Here is a 20,362-nt window from a genome sequence, read left to right on the forward strand (position 1 = left end):
TGACAAAAAATAATACAAGTTTTCCGATAGATTTAATTTTATATTAAAGGACAGTATTATCCGCACCTCTTTGCATAAAGGATAAACTGTCCAATTATTCGAAACTTCTCTTTATTTTTCTCTATCGATGTCTATGAATAACATCAACTGCACCAGTCACTTCAATAATTGTACCGGTAATCATATCGGAATCGTCCTCACATAAAAACGCAATCGTTCTTGCAATATCTTCACCTGTTCCAGATCTACCAACTGGTGTGTTACGTTCTTTCAACTGACGTGCTTCTTGAATCGTCGCTTCTTTCATTTCACCAATAATATCACCAGGACATACCATGTTTGCAGTAATACCATATTCAGCTTCTTCGTAAGCCACTGTTTTCGTTAATGAAACAAGTCCTACTTTCGCTGCGGCAAAAGCTGAACGATAAATCCATCCCGGTGCGCTATCCGCCCCTTGAAATCCGTAATTAATAATACGGCCAAAGTTCTGTTTTCTCATAATCGGAACGACAAGTTTCAACAAATGAAACACCGCTGTTAAATTACCCTGAATCATTTCATTCCATTCATCTTCTTCATAATCGACTAACTTTTTTCGTTCAAATACATATGGACCAGCATTATTAATTAAGAAATCGATTTTGCCAAAACGGCTTATCGCTTCTTCTACTATTTTATGTAAATCTTCCTTTTTCGTGACATCCGCTTGCACGAATTGTAGACGCTCTTCCATATTTTTATATGTTTCTTTCATCTTTTCCATAGCCGTGATATCGCTATGATATGTTACTGTTACTGAATAGCCTTTAGCCAATAATTTTTCTGTTACTTGCTTTCCTAAACCTTTCGTACCGGCTGTAATGAGCGCGTGTCTCACAAAACGGCCCCCTTTTAAATTGCTATAGTTCATATGTAACAAGTTCTCGCACCAATTACAACTAAAATGAATCAAAACAGAGTTTTCGAAATTCTGTAACGTTTCTGGCAAGCACATTACCAAAATTTGTTTTATAATAAAGTTGTAAACGGTAATAAAAATGATTGGGAGGAATTTACTATGAATAATACATATACAAATATTTTAATCGCGGTGGATGGTTCTAAAGAAGCAGAAAAAGCCTTTAAAAAAGCAATTCAAGTCGCAAAACGCAACAATGCAACATTAACTATTGCTCATATCGTTGATGTAAAAGCATACTCAGCAGTAGAAGCTTATAGCCGTGCAATTGCTGAACGTGCAAATCTATTTGCAGAAGACTTATTAGAAGACTACAAAAAAACTGCGCTTGAAGCTGGCCTTGAAAAAATTGAAACTGTATTAGAATTTGGTAATCCTAAATCAAAAATTTCAAAAGAAATCGCTCCAAATCATAAAGTAGATTTAATTATGTGTGGTGCAACTGGTTTAAATGCTGTTGAGCGTTTCCTAATTGGTAGCGTCTCTGAACATATTATTCGCTATGCGAAATGCGATGTCCTTGTTGTTCGTGGTGATGAGGAGCAAGGTGAGCTTTAATTTATAAAAATAAATAGGGTAAATAAGAGGCTTCTCTTATTTACCCTATTTTCATTTATACTTTTGGAATTCTGTAATCTGGATTATGCTGTTCCCAGCCACCTTGTGTATGTACACTCGTATCGCCATCACCATCTACCCATATTGTTCTCCCGTCAGGTAAAACTCTTTCATGGGGTGTTACATGATGCGTATTCGGGTTTTCCTCCGCTGTATATTCTGCATCCATTACTTCTGGAGCTGATGCTTGTGCTACACTATCACCTTCTACTCCGTCGGCGATTCCATCCACACCATCAACTATATCAATAACTCCAACTGAGAAGACGCCTACAGCTGCAACTTTAGCTAATTCTTTCCCTGCTTCTATTGCTTTATCAGTATCTCCTTCTCTTATTGCTTGTACAGTTTCAACTCCCTTTTCCGAAACATGTACAATCCCTTTTCCAATTGTCGTTGCTGTATCTTGAACTGTTCCAAGTATTTCTTCGTATCCTCGCTTCGCTTGCTGTTTATCATCTGTAATAAGACCACCTATAGCATCATACGTCCCATCAGCAAGATTCCCAACGATTTCCCCAGTTTTCACAGTAGCTTTATTAACACCTTTTCCAACATCCTTTATGAAATTACTGTTCGTAACTTCTCCTACTGCTTCTATCGCACCGCCCACTACTTCTGCTGTAACTTTAGCGGCTGCTTTAGTTACTAATTTAATTAAACTCATACCGCATCTCCTTTTAATATCATTATATAAAACTATTGCGATTATAATTATATAGCTGTAGTCTATATAACTACAACTTATTTCACATACTTTACTATAAAGACAAAACAAACCACAACAACAATAACGATCGCCAACACATAAGGCGGAAGAAACTTCAAAGACCATAATGCCATCATAATCGTAGCTACTGTTAAATAAGATTGCCTTGCATCTTCTGTCATTTTTTTACGAAGGCAGAATACATACAAATAACCGATTGGCGGCGTAATAAAGCAAAGAACATATATAATTTTAGATTTCAAATACCATTTTTGTTCCCCAAGTTTCTGTATATCTTCTTCTATTCTCTTATGCTCTTGTTCTCTCGCTTCTTCTACAAGCGGATCTTCCTCTTCTCCTCGCTTTTCTTTCATATAAGGAAGAAAATGCATGAAAAAATAGTATGCAAATACGAACGCTCCAAATCCAATATTTAATCTTTCTATTGGAATATACTCACTAAAAAAGACAGCAGTAAGCACTAAAGACAAACAGTACGTCATCATCCAAAATGAACGTTTTCTCTTTTTTCGTTCCATTTCTTTTTTATCTTGTACATGTTTTCTTTTCGAAAGCCATATCGAAATACAGCAGTCTACTACAAATAGAATAAAGATAAATATCCCGATATGTACTGTTTCTACATCCTCAAATGAAAAGATATTTGGGAATGCAACGTGCAATACAATTAGCGTATACAAAATTAACCCTATAAAATAAATACGTCTCATTTTCCATCCCTTTCTTATTTCCTAACATTACATTAACATACATTTTTTAGAAATAAACGGACAAAATATATATGTTTAGAAAAGGAGGGTGCTACATGGATGATTCTGAACGTATTATTTTAGATGTGAATGGGAAAGAAATCGAAATGTTAGATACGATTCGTACTCATTTTAAAGAGAAACATGGAGTTGAACTAAGTAACGGTGCATTGCTTAGAGATTTGATGGATATTGAGTATATTCGAATTACGGAAGATCGGCATAAGTATGATTAAAAGAAAACGACTGCAGGCGAATGCCATCAGTCGTTTTTCTTTCTTTATTTAAGCTCTTGATGCTTCCCGCCCATACCACCTGGCTCATTGCTATCTTGGTGTACAGTTACTTTATTGGTTTTCGCATCTTTCAAAACTCTATATGTATATGATTCGTTTGGTTCATCTTTAAACTGTACATTCATACCATAAGAATCCATTTTGCTATAAAAGGCCGGTTTTATATATAAAATATCACTTTCTTTATATCCTTTTTCTTGCAAGTGCCACATCGTTGCAAGAATCGCTTCCTCTCGCTTTACTTGTTCACCAACAAAGATATATTTGTCTAGGAGAAACACTTTAACATTTGCACTTAAGCTAATTAACAGTAAAACGATAAATATTATTTTTTTCATAGACTTCCCCTAAATTATTCTTTTTTACTATATCATAACTTAAATACTAGTAAAAAAGAAAGTACGCCAGACTTTAACAGACTGGCGTACTTTTTAACTCAATTCTTGATAACTTCTTTCGTTAATCCCTTCGCCTTCTCCAAAGCCTTTTCAATCTGTTCAAATCCTGTTCCACCAGCACTGTTACGACGCTTTACAGCTGCATATGGTGACAGCACTTCATACAAATCTTCTTCAAATAACGAGCTCATTTCTTTATACGTTTCAAGTGGTACATCTACTAAATAAATTCCTTTTTGTGTACAGTGCAGCACTAGCTTTCCAACAATTTCATGAGCTTGACGGAATGGTAGTCCTTTGTTTGCTAAGTAGTCAGCAATTTCTGTTGCGTTAGAGAAATCTTGCGTTACAGCTTGCCCCATTTTTTCTTTGTTGACAGTCATCGTCTCTAGCATGCCTGCCATAATATGAAGGCATCCTTCTACTGTTTTTACTGTATCAAACATTCCTTCTTTATCTTCTTGCAAGTCTTTATTGTAAGCGAGCGGCAATCCTTTCATTACTGTAAGTAAGCTAAATAAATTACCGTACACTCTGCCTGTTTTACCACGAATAAGTTCCGCCATATCTGGATTTTTCTTTTGCGGCATAATGCTGCTTCCCGTTGCGTATTGATCGCTCATTTCAATAAATTGAAACTCTTGGCTACTCCATAAAATAAGTTCTTCGCAAAAGCGTGATAAGTGCATCATAAGCATAGATGAGTTACTGAGGAACTCCAATATGAAATCGCGATCGCTTACTGCATCTAAACTATTTTCATAGATTCCATTAAATCCAAGAAGCCCCGCACTATATTCTCGGTCAATCGGGAATGTTGTCCCAGCTAACGCTCCTGCTCCTAATGGTGAAATGTTAATACGCTTTAACGAATCTTCATAACGATTCACATCGCGCTCTAACATCCAAAAATAAGCGAGAATATGATGCGCAAATGAAATTGGCTGGGCACGCTGTAAGTGCGTATAGCCAGGCATAATCGTTTCAATATTATTTTCTGCTTGATGAACAAGAACAGTTTGCAATTGTTTTGTAGCTTTTATAATATGCTCTACTTTTTCATTTAAATATAAGTGCATATCTGTCGCTACTTGATCGTTACGACTTCGGCCAGTATGAAGTTTCCCGCCTACTTCACCGATTTTTTCAATTAACATCTTTTCGATATTTAAATGAATGTCTTCCGCTTCAACGGAAAAATGCAATTTATTTTGTTTCGCTTCTTCTAATAAATATTGAAGACCTATCTTTATTTTCTCTGCTTCTTCTTTCGTAACGATGCCTTGCTTTGCTAGCATCGTTACGTGCGCAATACTCCCGTTTATATCTTGATTTACTAATTGTTGATCGAAGGAGATGGATGCTCCGAACTCTTCAACCCACGCTTCCGCTTCTTCTGTAAAACGTCCGCCCCAAAGTTTGCTCACGCTTCCACCTTCTTTTGATTCACTTGGCTGTATACTTTCGTCGGTAAACCGAATAATGAAATGAATCCAACTGCTGCATCATGATTAAATTCATCCTGAGCAGTATACGTTGCTAATTTTTCATCGTATAAAGAGTACTCAGATTTACGTCCTTCTACAATTGCATGACCTTTAAATAATTTCACACGCACCATGCCTGTTACATTCTTTTGCGTTTCTTGTAAGAAAGCATTCAGCGCTTGTTTTAAAGGCGAGAACCATAAACCGTTATAAATAAGTTCTGTTATTTTTTGCTCAATCATCGGTTTAAAATGTGCTACTTCTTTTACGAGTGTTAAATCTTCAAGTTCTTTATGCGCCGTAATTAATGTCATTGCTGCTGGGCATTCGTATACTTCACGCGATTTAATACCGACAAGACGATTTTCTACGTGATCGATACGTCCAACGCCATGTTTTCCAGCAAGTGCATTTAACGTTTTAATAAGTTCTGAAAGTGGGTATGCAGTACCATTTAAAGTCGTCGGTACGCCTGCTTCAAAGCCGATTTCTACAAACTCTGGTTTATTCGGTGTATCTTCTAATGCTAATGTCATCTCATATGCATCTTCTGGCGGTGCTGCCCATGGATCTTCTAAAATGCCACATTCATTACTGCGTCCCCATAAGTTTTGATCGATTGAAAATGGGCTGTCTAAATTAATCGGAATTGGTACATCGTTTTCTTTTGCATAGGCAATTTCTTCTTCACGTGACCATTTCCATTCACGTACAGGCGCAATCACTTCTAAGTAAGGATTTAACGCTTGAATAGAAACTTCAAAACGAACTTGATCATTCCCTTTCCCTGTACATCCGTGTGCCACTGCAGTCGCTCCTTCTTGTTCTGCAATCTCTACTAATTTCTTTGCGATAAGTGGACGAGATAACGCTGAAACGAGAGGGTATTTCCCTTCATATAACGTGTGCGCTTGCATCGCCATCAATGCATATTCGTTTGCAAATTCTTCTTGAACATCAATCATATATGATTTAATTGCACCTACTGAAAGTGCCTTTTCTTTTACAAATGCTAAGTCTTTACCTTCCCCTAAGTCTAAACAAAGCGCGATAATATCATAATTCTTCTCTTGTAACCATTTAATTGCAACGGAAGTATCAAGGCCTCCAGAATATGCTAATACAACTTTTTTCTTCTCCATTTTGCATCCCCCTAAAGAATAAATATTCATTTTCTTTTATAATAATTCACACTTTAACACCTTTTACAAAATGTATCAAGAGTCATTTTCAAATTTTTTCAAACAATTTCGTCGAACTTCTTTCTGTTTTTTTGTACAATATAAGCAGGAAAACGGGGGTGAACTTATGGAAAAGTATTTCTTATACGATGAACATCTCGGAATTGAAATTCCGCATTTACAAGAAGACTGGGAAGATATCCCCGAAAAAATGCAACATGCGATTTTATTAAAATGGGAACAAGTTCGCGGAAAGATTCCTGATCGTATAAAAGAACTCGAACATTATATTAATGCAAAACAGCATCATTTAAATAACGAAGAAGACTTCGAAATTTCTTGCAAACTGAATTCAGAAATTGCCGATCTCGCTTCCATCATTAATGACCTTTGGCTTTGGTATCGACTCACTCAAAATGTATCTGAGGGGAAAGCACACCAATAAAAAAAGCATGCCCCTCAATTACTTTGGGTCATGCTTTTTTGTCGTAACACGATTTACAATATATTTCTTGTGCTGTTTTTGCCAAACACACATCAAATGGACCAACTAATATACTTCTTTCTTTCGGCAACTTTACAAAAGCAACAAGCTCTTCTTCATATTGAATCTTTTTCTGACATGAAACGCATATTAACTCTTTTCTTTTAAACATGTCTTTTAGCATATTCTCACTCTCCTCTTCATCTATCTATATTAATATACTCTCATAATAGTTAAAACTTGTAAAAAAATGACACATTATAAAGTAAATGATTCATATACTATATACAAAAGGAGGCCTTACACTTATGCGCGCTTTCGTTATTATCGCTTTAACTTTTTTAAGTGTGATTAGCTGGGATGCGTTTTTTAAAGATAAAAATACAACTGAATAGAAACTCTTCTTTTCTTACTTATTGGACAAACTAAAAAAAACGGTCCAATTCTCCAAAATAACTTAGGCTTTTCTACAAAAATATTTAAACATAACAATTTTTGTAGATTTCCTCCGTTTATTGTCGGTTTCCATCCGCATACATTTTTTGAAAGTATGATATAATAATATAAATCTTGAAGGAAGGGATTTTGATATCATGATCGCTCGAAGGAGCATGTGGCATCGTATTGACGAATCATACACGTAGCGTATTTTCCAGCTCAGATACTTTAGTCTAGCGAAAAAAATACGAGAGTGGGGAAATTATGATTGCCCGAAGGATAATTTGGCAAAAAAAAGACTCTTCTTACACATAGCGTTTTGTTTAGGGCTTAATTGTTACTAGCTAAACAAAACAAAGAAGAGCAGGATTGCTAAATGAAGAATCCTACTCCACGTTTTGTTTAGTCGTTTTAAGACTTAAACTAAAACGAAAGTAGGGAGAATTGATGGACGAGAGGATTATTCGTTATTTCTTCAGCGACATATAGCGTAGTTAGTTTTTTCGTAAACTAACTGAAGCTACATGTGAGCTCGTAGTTAGTTTACAACACAAAAAAGGACTACTAACTACGGAAAGAAGGAATAACGATGAGGAACATCCAAAGTCGACAAATTATTAAAGAAGTTTTTATGGTTTTAATCGGTTCATTTATTTTAGCAGCAGCGCTATATCACATTCACTTCCAAAACCACTTAACAGAAGGTGGCTTTGTAGGTATCGCACTATTCATCCAAAATTTTTATGATATTTCACCATCTATTTCAACTGTAATGATGGATATCCCAATTATTCTACTATGCGCTTCATTGTTAGGTAGAAAAATGGTTGGCTATTCATTCTTAGGTTCAATTTCATTCGGAGTATTTTATTCTCTTATGGAAAATTATTCTCCATTTACGGTCGATTTATCAAACAATTTATTTATAGCTGCAGTAGTTGGCGGTGCGTTAGCTGGTATTGGACTCGGTTTTATATTGCGATTTGGCGGTGCAACCGGTGGAGACGATATTTTAACAATTGTATTAAGTAAAAAAACACGTTTTACAATTGGGCAAATTTTCTTCGTCTTTGACGCGATTGTTCTTGCGCTTTCATTATATTATTTAAATTGGACAGAAATTGCTTTTACTATTCTTTCGATTGCCGTACAGGCAAAAACATTGGATTTAATTTATTATCCAAAAACAGAAAAAGCAGAAGAAAAGCAGCCAGTATCTATTCCAATGTCCAAAAAGCATGCAACAAATTAAAAAAGCGAAAGGCTTCGGCCTCTCGCTTTTTTTATGCTCTTTTTTCCTTCTCGACTATGTGGCGCACTTGATAAAATCTATTTGCAAATTCAGTAACGTTTCTTGTTAAACGATAATTCACTGTAGACCCGATTGCCATTCCAATTACCGGAATACCTTGGAATAATTTACGACGAAGAGCATAAATCGAAAATGTTTTCAAAATTTGTTTTAAAATAATTTCAGTCGAAGCTGGTTGTAACACCGCTTCATCTCCTTCGTAGAAGAAGGAATCTTCTTGTTCTAGCTCTTGCAGTAAATTGTACCATGCGTATTGCTGAAGTCTTCCTGGTAGTAATGACGCATGAAATACCTTTAACGCAAGCATCATTTCATAAGGCTTGTTCACATCATGCCCAAATGACGTTGCAATAAGTTGGACAGCCTTCACATTTAACGCAATCATAACCGGAAAATCAGCTGTTAATAATAATAAACCTCCAGCACCCGTTGCTCCGCCTTGTACGAATGAATATAGGCGATGGCGTGCTGTTTGCTGCTCTGCTATGTATGTTAATTGATCGATAGATAATGCTTTTAAATCCTCTAGTTGCTCAATCGATTCATCAAATAATCTCGATGTTCCTAAAATACGATTACGCGCCTCTAACTGTGATTGTGAACTTTGAATCAATGCATGCAAATGAAAGAGCCATCCATCTGCTTTCGTAAAGAAATCTTTTCGTTTTTTCTCAGGTAGTTTCGCAATTGTATTATGTACCCATTTATCAAACAGTTTTTGAAAATCAGTCGCTTCTTGCTCAACTAATTGCGATTCCCATTCTTTTATATTGTCTAAAATGGCTTGTTCTCGCTTCGATCGCATCGTAACAACCACCTCGTTCGATTTTTTTCTATTGTAACATATTTCTGCTTATTCTTTGCAAATATGCTTGTCTATCTTTATTCACATACCACTTTTAGTGACATAAAATATTAACAAAAAGGATGAGATAAATCACATGAATCTATCCGATATAAAAAAAGAATATCATGCAGTATTCAGTTTAGGACAAAACTGCTGGCCTGCTTGGGCGTTATATCAATTCAAATTATCACCATTTTTTGGCGTTATTGATTTTATGCTAAGCCCATCATTAGAAAAGGTGAATATATTATTACAAAATCGATTTGACCGTTTTTTACAGTTAGAAAACTTATCCTTCATCTCATTTTGGGATGATGATGCGAAATTAAGACTACGGGACAATCTATACGAAATCGACTCCTGCCACGACTTTAAAACAGATGTAAACACACCAACTTCTTGGCCTTCTTATACAGAAATTAAGTTAAATTATGAGCACCGAATTAATCGTTTTCTAACAACAATTGACACAGCACAATCCATATTATTTATTCGAACTGGAGGAACATACGAAGAAGCACGTTCCTTGGAACACATTTTATCTCAAATCGTTACACATACATTCTCTGTCCTATTACTCATTCCTGAAGATGTACCAACTGTTACGGAAGAAGATTGGGGATTGCAAAATATTTGCGTTATAAAATGTCCTATTATGGATGTATTTCAGTACAATGAAGCATTTTGGAATGACTTATTTAATGGCATCGTAATTCGACCACATTCTTAAATACACGACACTTTTATTACGCAATACATTATAATCATCCTTATACAAAATAAAGTGAAACTTTAATCAGCCCTCACCAATCGGACTTTTACGGACAGCCCGACCCCCACCTAACTTCTTTGCTTCCGCTGAATTTTGAGGTGGGGGTCTTACTGCCCGTTAAAGCGGGATAAATAAGGAGTGATTGTATATGTATCCACGTGCAAAAGCTTTCGGTCTTGCTTTACATCACGAGCGGCTTCTCGTACAAGAATATCATACAGGCGATGAAACATATTACCGGCCTCTTGGCGGTTCAATTGAACTTGGTGAAAAATCAGCACATACCGTTATTCGTGAATTTCAAGAAGAGCTTCATACAGAAGTGGAGATCACTGCTTATTTAGGTTGCTTAGAAAACATCTTTCATCTTGATGGAGAAATTGCTCATGAAATCATTCAGTTATATTCTTTACGCTTATTAGACACGTCACTATATGGAATGGAAGTACTGAATATACAAGATGAACAAACAGTATCGTATGCGAAGTGGATTCCCATTACAGCATTCATTCAGGAGAAAAAAGCACTATATCCAGATGGAATTTTAAACTATATCCAAAAGAAAAAAGACGAAATCCTATAGGATCTCGTCTTTCTTTTCATATATTAACCGATGTTTCCAAGACGTAGTACGTCACGAGCGATCATAACTTCTTCGTCAGTTGGAATTACAATAATTTTTACTGGAGAATGTGGGAAGTTGATGAATGCTTCCTCACCGAATACGTTATTGCGTTTTGCATCGAAGTATACGCCCATGTATTCAAGGCCTTCTAATACGCGTTCACGAATAATCGCACTGTTTTCACCTACACCAGCTGTGAAGATGATTGCGTCTACACCTTTCATACGAGCAGTGTAAGAACCGATGTATTTGTGGATACGGCTTACGAATACATCAAGTGCTACTTTCGCACGGTGATCGCCTTCTTCTTCTTTCGCAATGATGTCACGTAGGTCACTAGAGTAACCAGTAAGACCTAACATACCACTCTTCTTGTTTAATACGTTAACTACTTCTTCTACTGTTTGGCCTGTTTTTTCCATGATGTATGGAATTAACGCAGGGTCAATGTTACCAGAACGTGTACCCATTGTTACACCAGCAAGTGGAGTGAAGCCCATAGAAGTATCGATAGATTTACCGCCTTCTACTGCTGCGATACTTGCACCGTTACCTAAGTGACAAGAAAGTAAGCTTAAGCTCTCAAGTGGACGACCTAATAGTTCAGCCGCACGCTCAGTTACATATTTATGAGAAGTTCCGTGGAAACCGTATTTACGGATACCGAACTTTTCGTAGTACTCATACGGTAAGCTGTATAGGAATGCAGATTCCGGCATTGTTTGGTGGAATGCTGTATCGAATACTGCTACTGCTGGTACGTTTGGTAATACTTCTTGGAATGCTTTAATACCAACAACGTTTGCTGGGTTGTGAAGTGGTGCTAAATCGCTTAATTCTTCGATATCAGCTAATACTTCATCAGTAATTAGAACAGAGTCAGCAAATTTTTCGCCGCCGTGAACAACACGGTGACCGATACCGCCAATCTCATCTAGAGATTTAACGATTCCGTTTTCAGTTAATTTTTTAAGAAGCATATTAACTGCTACTGCGTGATCTGGAATGTTTGTAATTTCTTTTTGTTTTTCGCCATCTACAGTAATAGTGAAGATACTATCTTCTAAACCGATACGTTCTACTAAACCTTTTGTTAATACTGTTTCACTTGGCATTTCAAATAATTGGAATTTTAAGGAAGAGCTTCCTGCGTTAATCGCGATGATTTTTGACATCTAGTCTTTCGCCCCTTTTTCTCTTGGTAGTTGTGTGGATGTTTCCACAAACCGCTCGATTTTATCTGATCAAATTTACTAAATACGAAAACGTTTCATCATTAGTAAATTTTATACTCACGATTTTAATTTAAACATCGTACGACATATATTTCAAGTGAAAAAATTGTAACACCAAGAAAAAAAATATATTACAGATTTCAAAAAAATTCAGTTAAATCTTGTATATATTTAAAAATATGACATATCATATAAAACTGTACTACATGAATTACTAACCCTGTTACATATACCTAGCCTTATTTATGCGTTGCAAACCAAGTATTTAATTGGTCCATAATGTCCTCCATCGCCTTCATGTTGGAGAATTTAGGTAACTCCACTAATAACGCCTGTTTTGGCATCGTTACACTAGGACCTTTCTTTTGGAGAACAAATATACTTTTTGCATTTTTCTCGTTTTTAAACATGGAAACAGGTAGCTGTAATAACCCCTGAATAAAGCATGTTTCTTTAATAAATGCATGTAATTTCGGTGCTTGATCACTTTCAAAAATGAAGTTCGGTACTAGGAAGAATAAGTATCCGCCTTCTTTCGTATGCTTCACACTTTGTTCAATAAATAGGTGGTGGGCATATGACATTCCTTCATCTGCTTTTAACTTATATTCACTTGCACCGATTTCATTTGGATAGTAACCAACCGGTAAGTCTGAAACGACTGCATCAACTGGATCGATATAAAGCGGTGCTAGTCCATCTTGATGGAAGAATTCGATTGCATGCTTTTGTAAATTCGCATTTACTAAAGCAAGTTTAATTAGCACTTCGTCCACTTCTACACCAAATCCACTCATCGTAACGTTTTCTTGAGCACTATTGAAAACTGTCGTCATCAAGTTACCTGTTCCAATTGCAGGGTCTAACACAGTAATTTCATTTTGACCCTTCATAAATTTATGGAATAAGTAACTCATGAACATACCAACTGCATCAGGCGTCATTTCGTGATTCGCTTGTACGCCTTCCTTCATTCCTTTTAAGATGGCTAACTGAAATGCTTTACGAATTTCTTCACCTTTATATGTTTCTTCATTAAACGTACTATATTCACGATTCAGCCTTTCAATTGCTGATTCTGATAATTCCTCTTGTAAAATCGCTCCTTCAAACAAGTTATCCCCTGTTTCTACAAGCGCCTCTAAATATGTTACATCTAATTCTTTACGTAAAACTACCGCAGAAGAATCAAAAATAGAAAATAAAGTTTCTACTGTCTGACTCACGTACATTCCTCCTTCTCTCTTTTACACATAACTTATATCATACCATAATCTGATTTTTTCCCAAAAGAAAAAGCGACCTCTTTTTAAGAGCTCCCTTTTTAGTGATGTATGATGTAACGTCTTCTCTCGTATATCGATTCCATATAGCAATATATGAGAGAAGACGACCTCTTACAAAGAGGTCATCTTCGTTCACATTATTTTGCAGCTTTTGCTGCTTCTAATGCTGCTTCATAGTTTGGATGGCTTGTACCTTCGCTTACGTATTCTACGTAAACTACTTTGTCATTGCTATCTACTACGAATACTGCACGAGCAAGTAAACGAAGCTCTTTCATTACTAAGCCGTAAGCTTCACCGAATGAAAGGTCACGGTGGTCAGAAAGTGTAACAACATTTTCTAAACCGTTTGCTGCACACCAACGTTTTTGAGCGAATGGTAAGTCAGCGCTAATCGTTAATACTTTCGCGTTTTCAATACCTGCTGCATCTTGGTTAAAACGACGTGTTTGTGCATCACATACACCTGTGTCGATAGAAGGTACAACACTAATTAATTTCACTTCACCTTTGTATGTTTCTAAACTTACTGGAGATAAGTCATTTGCTAACACTTGGAAGTTTGGCGCTTGATCGCCAACTTTAACTTCTGTTCCAACTAAAGTCATTGGGTTACCTTTAAAAGTTACGTTTGCCACTTGAAAATCCTCCCTTATTTAAACAAAATATGTACAATGTAAATGATAGTTTGTCCCTATCGATAATGCAAATAAAATCGCTTTATTTACAAAAAAATTAAAGAAGCTAATCTATTGATCAGCTTCTTTATTCGTTAAATTTGAAATTCAGGATCGTCTTCTTTTCGTTTATCCATCATTTCTTTCACTTTATCAACAGCTTGTGGCGCTAATTCAATTATTTTATCGATGACGTGTGTTTGCTTATCTAAGTGCAACACTTTTACGCCTTCTCCATTTATAACAAGAAAAGCAACAGGATTAATAGAAACTCCTCCACCGCTTCCCCCGCCAAATGGATGGCGGCCTGAATGTTCTATTTTACCAAATTCACTTCCACCAGCCGCAAATCCGAAGCTAACTTTTGAAACGGTAAGAATTACACTTCCATCAGCAGCTTTAATTGGATCGCCGACAATTGTATTTACATCAGTCATTTGTTTTAAATGCTGCATTGCAGTTGTCATTAAACCTTGAATTGGATGGTCCATTCTATATCCCCCCTATGCTTGAACAGATTTTTCTGTCGTACCAGATCTTTGTCTTCTCATAAACACGAGTAATTTCACCGCTGTTTTTATAGTACGGAATATACGAAAAGATGCTGTTAACTCACATCTTGATGCAAATCCTTTCCCTTGAAAAACAGGAGTAATTTCAAATTCTGGTACGTCGACAATATGCATATATTGTCCTACAACTCCAGCAGCCATTCCTTTTGTCCCCCATGCATATCCTGTGACAATTCCAGTACTAGCTGCGTCGCCTGCTCCAATTTGTGTATGCCATTTCCAACCATTGATTTTCACTCGTTTGAGAAAATCTTTAACAATAGTATGAACTTCTTGCAGCTTTTTTATCAGTTCCCCCATACTATCAAGTTGTGCCATAATTTTATTGTCTAGTCCGCCGTCCTCTTCAGCTTTTTCGATTTTTTGTCCTGTTTTCTTCTGCTGTTTCTCAATTCTTTCCAACACATCAAATGTATATCGGATCATCCATATTTTCACTTGAAGCAAACATTGCTTTTCCATTTCTGAATATAAAAATGTCACTTTAAGCTTTATTTTCGACAATAGTATAAACAAAATAAAAAGGAGAAGAATTATTATTCCAATTACGAGCCACTTCATACGTATCATCCTTTCACTCCGTACCCATTATCGACAACTTTATTCATCATTAAACAGCGTTTCATAAGATTGAATATAAAAATTTTTCTAAAAACAAAAAGGTATTTTGACAATTTATATCGAAATATATTATTTGAACATATCATCAGGGAACGGACTCTAATGATATGTAGCACGAAGCATAGAAAATTTAACTGCAGTGGAGGGATACATAATGGCAGATCGTCGCAATTTATTTTTCTTTTATGGTGATGACAAAGCAAAGCTCGTTGAAAAAATGAAACCAATCTATCGTATTTTAGAAGAGAATGGATTTACCATATTAGATCATCCAAAAAATGCAAACGCTATCGTCAGTGTTGGAGATGATGCAACTTTCTTACAAGCCGTTCGTAAAACTGGTTTTAGGGAAGATTGTTTATACGCAGGGATTTCTACGAAAGATGAAATTTCATTCTACTGCGATTTCCATATTGATCACGTTGATACAGCCCTTCAAGAAATTACAAAAAATGAAATTGAAGTGCGAAAATATCCAACAATTGAGGTAGATGTAGATGGTAGCACATCTTTCCATTGTTTAAATGAGTTCTCATTACGTTCTAGCATTATTAAAACGTTCGTTGTAGATGTTCACGTTGATGATTTATATTTCGAAACTTTTAGAGGTGACGGTTTAGTTGTTTCTACCCCAACAGGAAGTACAGCTTACAATAAATCGTTACGTGGTGCAGTTGTTGATCCGCTTATCCCTTGCTTCCAAGTAAGTGAATTAGCATCTTTAAATAACAACACATATCGTACACTTGGTTCACCGTTCATTTTAAATCACGAACGTACATTAACTTTAAAACTAAGACCAGACGGTAACGATTATCCTGTTATCGGCATGGATAACGAAGCGCTTAGCATTAAACAAGTGGAAAAAGCTGTTGTACGCTTAAGCGATAAACAAATTAAAACAGTTAAATTAAAAAACAACTCTTTCTGGGAAAAAGTACAGAGAACGTTTTTATAGTATTAAAATAACCGTAGAATTATGGTGGCCCATAATTCTACGGTTATTTATTTACCCCGATTGGTGCGAGCAACAACCTCTCGCTATCCGGCCGATATTCTTGTCAGTTTTTGTCGGTAAGTCGATATATTCTAATAATCGCTCATATATTTGGAGTTACGGTCGATATATTTCAATAATCGCTGATATAATTCAGGTTACGGTCGATATATTCCGATAATCGCTCATATATTTTTACGCACCTTTTCTATAGACGACTTTGCCATCTATTACGGTCATCTCTGCTTGTACTTCTTTTATTTCCTCTGCCTCTATTTCAAAAATATCGCGGTCTAATATTGTAAAGTCTGCCTCATATCCTTTTGTAATTTGCCCTCGCTTCGCTTCTTTTCCGATTGCATAGGCACTTCCTGTTGTAAATAAAGAAACAGCCTCATATACCGTTAATCTTTCCTCTGGCATATAGCATACACCGTCAATAAAACTTCTACGTGTGACAGCACTATATATGCCTAGAAACGGATTTACTTGCTCGATTGGAGCATCAGATCCCCCGTTACAGTGTAATCCCGCTTCCAGTAACGTCTTCCAAGCATACGCATAACGAAGACGTTGCTCGCCTAGTTTTTCAATGACTGATGGAAAATCCGATGAAACAAAGACTGGTTGTATATCAATAATGGCTTGTAAGTTTTTCATTCTTTCAATCAACTCTTCACGAGCTAGCTGACAATGAATAATACGGTCACGTAATCCTTCTGCTGGCGGATACAATTCAAGTGCATCAATGACATATTCAAGCGATAAGTCACCGATAGTATGAATCGCAACTGGCATATGTAAATCTCGTGCTTTCTTCACTAATTCCGCAAGTTCTTCACGTGAGAAAATGGCAACTCCATTCGTTTCCTTCGCATCTTCATACGGTTCACTTAATAATGCGGTTCTTCCGCCAAAAGAACCGTCAGAAAAAATTTTCATTGCCCCAAATTCAATATAATGCTCACTTTCATATTCCTTTCGTTCATGTGCTACTTCATGGTGAACGAGTAAATGTGCTTTAAATGGCATTTCCTTTATGACATGAGAAAACGCATTATGCGTCTTTCTAAAACCACCGTAATAATTTAAATCTTCCGTATGTCCACCAACGAGTCCGTATTGCCAACAATCTTTAATCGCTGTTTGCAAAGCGCTTTGTAAATAAGCTTCATCAATTTCAGGCTGCACATGTTTAATTAACTCTTGTCCTTGTTCATATAAAAGCCCTGTTAACATATTTGATGAATCACGGCCAATTTTCCCGCCTTTTGGATCTTCTGCCTTTTCTGTTATATTCGCTTCTTGCAGTATGTATGAATTCACCCATGTAACGTGACGACAAACTCTCTTTAATAAAATGGGATGTTCTTTCGAAATTTCATCTAAATCACGCGTGTGAACATCTTTCGTATCCTTAAAATTATTTTCGTTCCAGCCCTCTCCGATAATCCAAGAACCTTTCGGCGCTTCTTCTACTCGCTTCCGAACGAGAGTCAGCACTTCTCTATAAGATGTGCAGTTTGATAAATCTAAACGAAGTAACCTCTCCCCGTGACCAATAAGATGCATATGGCTATCAACGAGACCTGGAATCATCGTTTTGCCTTTTAAATCGCGCAATTTAGCCACAGCATATCGGTTTTCTAACTCTTCTTTACTTCCATTATCAATGATCCTGCCATTTTCAACATAAATAGCTTCTACTTTTTCATTTTCTTCCCTCATCGTGTAAATGTTGCCGCCATACCAAATTTCCCCCATATATTTCATCTCCTTTATTTTTTATTGTATAAAAAAAAGCACCATTTCAAAACATGGTGCTTTTCTAAACATTACTTTTGTTCAGTAGTAGACGTTGTAACTTGCCATTCAATATTAAATTTATCTTTTACTTGTCCGTATGCTGGGCTCCAGAACGTTTCTTGAAGGGGCATAATAACTTCGCCACCTTCTTGTAACTTATCGAATACTTCTTTCGCTTTTTCTGCGTTACTAATTTGAATTGCGATTGTTACTTGAGATCCAATTGCATGCCCTTGACCTGGGAATGTATCAGAAATCATAAGATCCGTATTACCAACTTTTAAAGTAGCGTGTAAAACGCGTTCTTTCGCTTCAGCTGGAACCGGGTATTCTGGATTTTCAGGCATATCACCAAAAGTTTGCATGACTTCCACTTTTGCATCTAACGCCTCTTTATAAAACTGTACAGCTTCTTGCCCACTACCATCTAAAACTAAGTACGGATTAATACCTAAAATCATACGGACACCTCTTTTTTCAATTTATAAAATCGAACTTGTGTTCGTTTTTATATTATCATTGTTTGCCATTTCATTCAACTATTTCCTTCACTGTTTTCAAATTTATTTTGACGGAATCTCCATCTCTTGTTTTCTAAGCTCAATACGGCGGATTTTTCCAGAAATCGTTTTTGGTAGTTCATCTACAAATTCAATTTTGCGAGGGTATTTATATGGTGCAGTAAGTTCTTTGACGTGTTGTTGGAGTATTGGAATTAATGTTTCTTCGTTCTTTTCTATATTCTCTCTTAATACGATAAATGCCTTCACGACACTTCCGCGAATTTCATCAGGACTTGCGACAACCGCACATTCTCTCACGTAAGGGTGCTTTACGAGCGCATCTTCTACTTCAAACGGCCCGATTGTATAACCAGAGCTAATAATAATATCATCACCGCGCCCTTCAAACCAGAAATAGCCGTCTTCATCTTTTTTCGCTTTATCACCTGTAATATAATAATCACCGCGGAATTGCATCGCTGTACGCTCATCGTCTTTGTAATATTGTTTAAAGAGGGCCGGCGTTTCAATGTGAACTGCAATATCACCAACTTCGCCTACTTTCACTGGAATACCTTCCTCATTTACAATATCAACGTGGTTACCCGGCGTCGGTTTCCCCATTGATCCTGGTCTAATATCCATCCCTTTCATTACACCAACAAGCAATGTATTTTCCGTTTGCCCATAGCCGTCTCTTACTGTAATATGAAAGTGCTTTTGGAACGTTTCAATGACTTCTCTATTTAACGGCTCACCTGCGGATACAGCGCTATGTAACGCTTCTAAATTGTACTCGCTTAAATTTTCTACCTTTGCCATTAATCTATACTCAGTTGGCGTACAACAAAGCACATTCACCTTATTATCGTCTAATAAATTTAAATACGTTTTTGGTTCAAACTTACCGTGGTATACAAATCCTGTTGCCCCCGAGCCTAGAGTTGCTAAAAACGGACTCCAAATCCACTTCTGCCAGCCTGGACTAGCTGTTGCCCACACAACATCATTCTCTTCAATTCCGAGCCAATTTGGAGCGCTCGTACGTAAATGAGCGTATGCCCACGCATGTGTATGAACAACACCTTTTGGATTTCCCGTCGTTCCTGACGTGTAAGATAAAAAGACCATATCTTCTTTATCTGTCTTCGCCATTTCTAACATGTCACTTTCTGTTTCTAACGCTGTTTTTAAATTCATCCATCCATCTACTGACTGCTCGCTCAGAACGAATTTTTGAAGAGATTCCATCGCTTCTATATCATCAAACTGTCCAATGTAAGGCTCATAACTTACGATTGCTTTTACTTCCCCATGTCCAATGCGGTATTCGATATCCTTTTTGCGTAACATTTCCGAACTCGGAATTACGACAAATCCTGCTTTAATCGCAGCGATATACGTCATGTATGCTTCAATTAAACGCGGCATCATAATGAGGAGCTTGTCCCCTTTTTGCAGACCACTCTTTATAAAAGCGTTTCCAATTTTATTTGCACCTTTCATTAACTCCGCGTATGTAACTTCTCGGCGATTCCCTTTATCATCTTGCCAAATTAAAGCAAGCTTCTCTTTATCACCTGTATATTTCTCTATTTCAGAAACTAAATTATAAGACGGTGGTGCCAACAATTCCTCTCTCTTCATAAACATCCTCCTTTTTCTTTATGCCTCCCTTATATAATAAAGAATTTTCTGTCAATTTTGAACCCTCATCTTTTGACAAATTTTTTAGTTCTGTCGAATATATCGAACACAACTTAGAAT

23 protein-coding genes are annotated in these 20,362 nt (G+C 36.5%); 7 read left to right on the forward strand and 16 right to left on the reverse strand.

What is annotated here, in order from left to right:
* Window positions 1–121 precede the first annotated feature (121 nt).
* Entirely contained in the window at window positions 122–913 is a 792-nt protein-coding gene (locus PSR14_RS24855; RefSeq protein ID WP_002163505.1) for an SDR family oxidoreductase, read from the reverse strand.
* A 147-nt stretch (window positions 914–1,060) separates the two neighbouring features.
* Between PSR14_RS24855 and PSR14_RS24860 the strand changes: the two genes are divergently transcribed.
* Window positions 1,061–1,519: a universal stress protein gene (locus PSR14_RS24860; RefSeq protein ID WP_001066673.1), complete on the forward strand. Its 459-nt coding sequence runs from the start codon at window positions 1,061–1,063 to the stop codon at window positions 1,517–1,519.
* Window positions 1,520–1,574: 55 nt separating this feature from the next.
* On the opposite strand, the gene PSR14_RS24865 is transcribed toward PSR14_RS24860, so the two are convergent.
* Together PSR14_RS24865 and PSR14_RS24870 are read right to left on the reverse strand one after the other, a co-directional pair.
* The gene (locus PSR14_RS24865) at window positions 1,575–2,246 is read right to left on the reverse strand and encodes a hypothetical protein (RefSeq protein WP_000052602.1); all 672 of its coding nucleotides are present in this window, start codon (window positions 2,244–2,246) and stop codon (window positions 1,575–1,577) included.
* 77 nt (window positions 2,247–2,323) lie between these two features.
* Window positions 2,324–3,019, reverse strand: coding sequence for a hypothetical protein (locus PSR14_RS24870; protein ID WP_098487452.1), 696 nt, complete (start codon window positions 3,017–3,019; stop codon window positions 2,324–2,326).
* Between the two features lie 95 nt (window positions 3,020–3,114).
* Here PSR14_RS24870 and PSR14_RS24875 point away from each other — a divergent pair, with 95 nt between their 5' ends.
* Window positions 3,115–3,294 (forward strand): hypothetical protein, encoded by a 180-nt coding sequence (locus PSR14_RS24875; RefSeq protein ID WP_000342760.1) that lies wholly within the window; start codon window positions 3,115–3,117, stop codon window positions 3,292–3,294.
* 44 nt (window positions 3,295–3,338) lie between these two features.
* On the opposite strand, the gene PSR14_RS24880 is transcribed toward PSR14_RS24875, so the two are convergent.
* From PSR14_RS24880 to PSR14_RS24890, 3 genes are all read right to left on the reverse strand, one after another.
* On the reverse strand, window positions 3,339–3,692 hold the full coding sequence (locus PSR14_RS24880; RefSeq protein WP_000720046.1) for a DUF3139 domain-containing protein: 354 nt from the start codon (window positions 3,690–3,692) through the stop codon (window positions 3,339–3,341).
* Between the two features lie 98 nt (window positions 3,693–3,790).
* Entirely contained in the window at window positions 3,791–5,179 is a 1,389-nt protein-coding gene (gene argH, locus PSR14_RS24885) for an argininosuccinate lyase (protein ID WP_061132056.1), read from the reverse strand.
* Entirely contained in the window at window positions 5,176–6,381 is a 1,206-nt protein-coding gene (locus PSR14_RS24890; protein ID WP_000412314.1) for an argininosuccinate synthase, read from the reverse strand. The genes argH and PSR14_RS24890 overlap by 4 nt, the downstream gene beginning before the upstream one ends.
* Before the next feature lie 166 nt (window positions 6,382–6,547).
* Between PSR14_RS24890 and PSR14_RS24895 the strand changes: the two genes are divergently transcribed.
* Window positions 6,548–6,865 carry a hypothetical protein gene (locus tag PSR14_RS24895; RefSeq protein ID WP_000417212.1) on the forward strand — a complete coding sequence of 106 codons (318 nt, stop codon included), beginning with the start codon at window positions 6,548–6,550 and terminating at the stop codon, window positions 6,863–6,865.
* Between the two features lie 28 nt (window positions 6,866–6,893).
* Here PSR14_RS24895 and PSR14_RS24900 read toward each other — a convergent pair whose 3' ends face one another.
* A complete protein-coding gene (locus tag PSR14_RS24900) occupies window positions 6,894–7,088 on the reverse strand; it encodes a hypothetical protein (protein WP_000910278.1) in 195 nt (64 codons plus the stop codon).
* An 843-nt stretch (window positions 7,089–7,931) separates the two neighbouring features.
* Between PSR14_RS24900 and PSR14_RS24905 the strand changes: the two genes are divergently transcribed.
* Window positions 7,932–8,594, forward strand: a complete 663-nt coding sequence (locus PSR14_RS24905; protein WP_001244531.1) for a YitT family protein — start codon at window positions 7,932–7,934, stop codon at window positions 8,592–8,594.
* A gap of 31 nt (window positions 8,595–8,625) precedes the next feature.
* On the opposite strand, the gene PSR14_RS24910 is transcribed toward PSR14_RS24905, so the two are convergent.
* Window positions 8,626–9,459, reverse strand: a complete 834-nt coding sequence (locus tag PSR14_RS24910) for an EcsC family protein (protein WP_001256869.1) — start codon at window positions 9,457–9,459, stop codon at window positions 8,626–8,628.
* 136 nt (window positions 9,460–9,595) lie between these two features.
* Between PSR14_RS24910 and PSR14_RS24915 the strand changes: the two genes are divergently transcribed.
* The gene (locus PSR14_RS24915) at window positions 9,596–10,231 is read left to right on the forward strand and encodes a DUF1796 family putative cysteine peptidase (protein WP_001053723.1); all 636 of its coding nucleotides are present in this window, start codon (window positions 9,596–9,598) and stop codon (window positions 10,229–10,231) included.
* A 190-nt stretch (window positions 10,232–10,421) separates the two neighbouring features.
* Window positions 10,422–10,856 (forward strand): NUDIX hydrolase, encoded by a 435-nt coding sequence (locus PSR14_RS24920; protein ID WP_000283491.1) that lies wholly within the window; start codon window positions 10,422–10,424, stop codon window positions 10,854–10,856.
* A gap of 23 nt (window positions 10,857–10,879) precedes the next feature.
* Here PSR14_RS24920 and ackA read toward each other — a convergent pair whose 3' ends face one another.
* The 5 genes from ackA to PSR14_RS24945 all read right to left on the reverse strand — a co-directional run bounded on the left by ackA (window position 10,880) and on the right by PSR14_RS24945 (window position 15,238).
* Window positions 10,880–12,073 carry an acetate kinase gene (gene ackA, locus PSR14_RS24925; protein WP_000034576.1) on the reverse strand — a complete coding sequence of 398 codons (1,194 nt, stop codon included), beginning with the start codon at window positions 12,071–12,073 and terminating at the stop codon, window positions 10,880–10,882.
* A 299-nt stretch (window positions 12,074–12,372) separates the two neighbouring features.
* Entirely contained in the window at window positions 12,373–13,359 is a 987-nt protein-coding gene (locus PSR14_RS24930; protein ID WP_000084357.1) for a class I SAM-dependent methyltransferase, read from the reverse strand.
* 197 nt (window positions 13,360–13,556) lie between these two features.
* Window positions 13,557–14,057, reverse strand: coding sequence for a thiol peroxidase (gene tpx, locus PSR14_RS24935; RefSeq protein ID WP_000024528.1), 501 nt, complete (start codon window positions 14,055–14,057; stop codon window positions 13,557–13,559).
* Between the two features lie 134 nt (window positions 14,058–14,191).
* Window positions 14,192–14,587 (reverse strand): GerW family sporulation protein, encoded by a 396-nt coding sequence (gene ytfJ / locus PSR14_RS24940; RefSeq protein WP_000350002.1) that lies wholly within the window; start codon window positions 14,585–14,587, stop codon window positions 14,192–14,194.
* 12 nt (window positions 14,588–14,599) lie between these two features.
* Window positions 14,600–15,238, reverse strand: a complete 639-nt coding sequence (locus tag PSR14_RS24945; RefSeq protein WP_000620650.1) for a DUF2953 domain-containing protein — start codon at window positions 15,236–15,238, stop codon at window positions 14,600–14,602.
* Window positions 15,239–15,443: 205 nt separating this feature from the next.
* On the opposite strand from PSR14_RS24945, the gene PSR14_RS24950 reads away from it, so the two are divergent.
* On the forward strand, window positions 15,444–16,247 hold the full coding sequence (locus PSR14_RS24950; protein ID WP_000785168.1) for an NAD kinase: 804 nt from the start codon (window positions 15,444–15,446) through the stop codon (window positions 16,245–16,247).
* A 234-nt stretch (window positions 16,248–16,481) separates the two neighbouring features.
* Here PSR14_RS24950 and PSR14_RS24955 read toward each other — a convergent pair whose 3' ends face one another.
* The 3 genes from PSR14_RS24955 to mbcS form a co-directional block, all read right to left on the reverse strand.
* The gene (locus PSR14_RS24955) at window positions 16,482–18,050 is read right to left on the reverse strand and encodes an amidohydrolase (RefSeq protein WP_098487453.1); all 1,569 of its coding nucleotides are present in this window, start codon (window positions 18,048–18,050) and stop codon (window positions 16,482–16,484) included.
* Window positions 18,051–18,121: 71 nt separating this feature from the next.
* Window positions 18,122–18,553 carry a VOC family protein gene (locus tag PSR14_RS24960; RefSeq protein WP_000600363.1) on the reverse strand — a complete coding sequence of 144 codons (432 nt, stop codon included), beginning with the start codon at window positions 18,551–18,553 and terminating at the stop codon, window positions 18,122–18,124.
* Window positions 18,554–18,655: 102 nt separating this feature from the next.
* A complete protein-coding gene (gene mbcS, locus PSR14_RS24965) occupies window positions 18,656–20,242 on the reverse strand; it encodes an acyl-CoA synthetase MbcS (RefSeq protein ID WP_000817751.1) in 1,587 nt (528 codons plus the stop codon).
* Window positions 20,243–20,362 lie beyond the last annotated feature (120 nt).

Origin of the sequence: Bacillus sp. A01H (assembly GCF_045277205.1) — a bacterium.
Classification (GTDB): Bacteria; Bacillota; Bacilli; order Bacillales; family Bacillaceae_G; genus Bacillus_A; species Bacillus_A paranthracis.

What these genes read in the sequence shown, in the direction of transcription:
- PSR14_RS24855 (WP_002163505.1), bottom strand. Translation starts at nt 913, where the DNA reads ATGAACTATAGCAATTTAAAAGGGGGCCGTTTTGTGAGACACGCGCTC.
- PSR14_RS24860 (WP_001066673.1), top strand. Translation starts at nt 1,061, where the DNA reads ATGAATAATACATATACAAATATTTTAATCGCGGTGGATGGTTCTAAA.
- PSR14_RS24865 (WP_000052602.1), bottom strand. Translation starts at nt 2,246, where the DNA reads ATGAGTTTAATTAAATTAGTAACTAAAGCAGCCGCTAAAGTTACAGCA.
- PSR14_RS24870 (WP_098487452.1), bottom strand. Translation starts at nt 3,019, where the DNA reads ATGAGACGTATTTATTTTATAGGGTTAATTTTGTATACGCTAATTGTA.
- PSR14_RS24875 (WP_000342760.1), top strand. Translation starts at nt 3,115, where the DNA reads ATGGATGATTCTGAACGTATTATTTTAGATGTGAATGGGAAAGAAATC.
- PSR14_RS24880 (WP_000720046.1), bottom strand. Translation starts at nt 3,692, where the DNA reads ATGAAAAAAATAATATTTATCGTTTTACTGTTAATTAGCTTAAGTGCA.
- PSR14_RS24890 (WP_000412314.1), bottom strand. Translation starts at nt 6,381, where the DNA reads ATGGAGAAGAAAAAAGTTGTATTAGCATATTCTGGAGGCCTTGATACT.
- PSR14_RS24895 (WP_000417212.1), top strand. Translation starts at nt 6,548, where the DNA reads ATGGAAAAGTATTTCTTATACGATGAACATCTCGGAATTGAAATTCCG.
- PSR14_RS24900 (WP_000910278.1), bottom strand. Translation starts at nt 7,088, where the DNA reads ATGCTAAAAGACATGTTTAAAAGAAAAGAGTTAATATGCGTTTCATGT.
- PSR14_RS24905 (WP_001244531.1), top strand. Translation starts at nt 7,932, where the DNA reads ATGAGGAACATCCAAAGTCGACAAATTATTAAAGAAGTTTTTATGGTT.
- PSR14_RS24910 (WP_001256869.1), bottom strand. Translation starts at nt 9,459, where the DNA reads ATGCGATCGAAGCGAGAACAAGCCATTTTAGACAATATAAAAGAATGG.
- PSR14_RS24915 (WP_001053723.1), top strand. Translation starts at nt 9,596, where the DNA reads ATGAATCTATCCGATATAAAAAAAGAATATCATGCAGTATTCAGTTTA.
- PSR14_RS24920 (WP_000283491.1), top strand. Translation starts at nt 10,422, where the DNA reads ATGTATCCACGTGCAAAAGCTTTCGGTCTTGCTTTACATCACGAGCGG.
- ackA (WP_000034576.1), bottom strand. Translation starts at nt 12,073, where the DNA reads ATGTCAAAAATCATCGCGATTAACGCAGGAAGCTCTTCCTTAAAATTC.
- ytfJ (WP_000350002.1), bottom strand. Translation starts at nt 14,587, where the DNA reads ATGGACCATCCAATTCAAGGTTTAATGACAACTGCAATGCAGCATTTA.
- PSR14_RS24945 (WP_000620650.1), bottom strand. Translation starts at nt 15,238, where the DNA reads ATGATACGTATGAAGTGGCTCGTAATTGGAATAATAATTCTTCTCCTT.
- PSR14_RS24950 (WP_000785168.1), top strand. Translation starts at nt 15,444, where the DNA reads ATGGCAGATCGTCGCAATTTATTTTTCTTTTATGGTGATGACAAAGCA.
- PSR14_RS24955 (WP_098487453.1), bottom strand. Translation starts at nt 18,050, where the DNA reads ATGGGGGAAATTTGGTATGGCGGCAACATTTACACGATGAGGGAAGAA.
- PSR14_RS24960 (WP_000600363.1), bottom strand. Translation starts at nt 18,553, where the DNA reads ATGATTTTAGGTATTAATCCGTACTTAGTTTTAGATGGTAGTGGGCAA.
- mbcS (WP_000817751.1), bottom strand. Translation starts at nt 20,242, where the DNA reads ATGAAGAGAGAGGAATTGTTGGCACCACCGTCTTATAATTTAGTTTCT.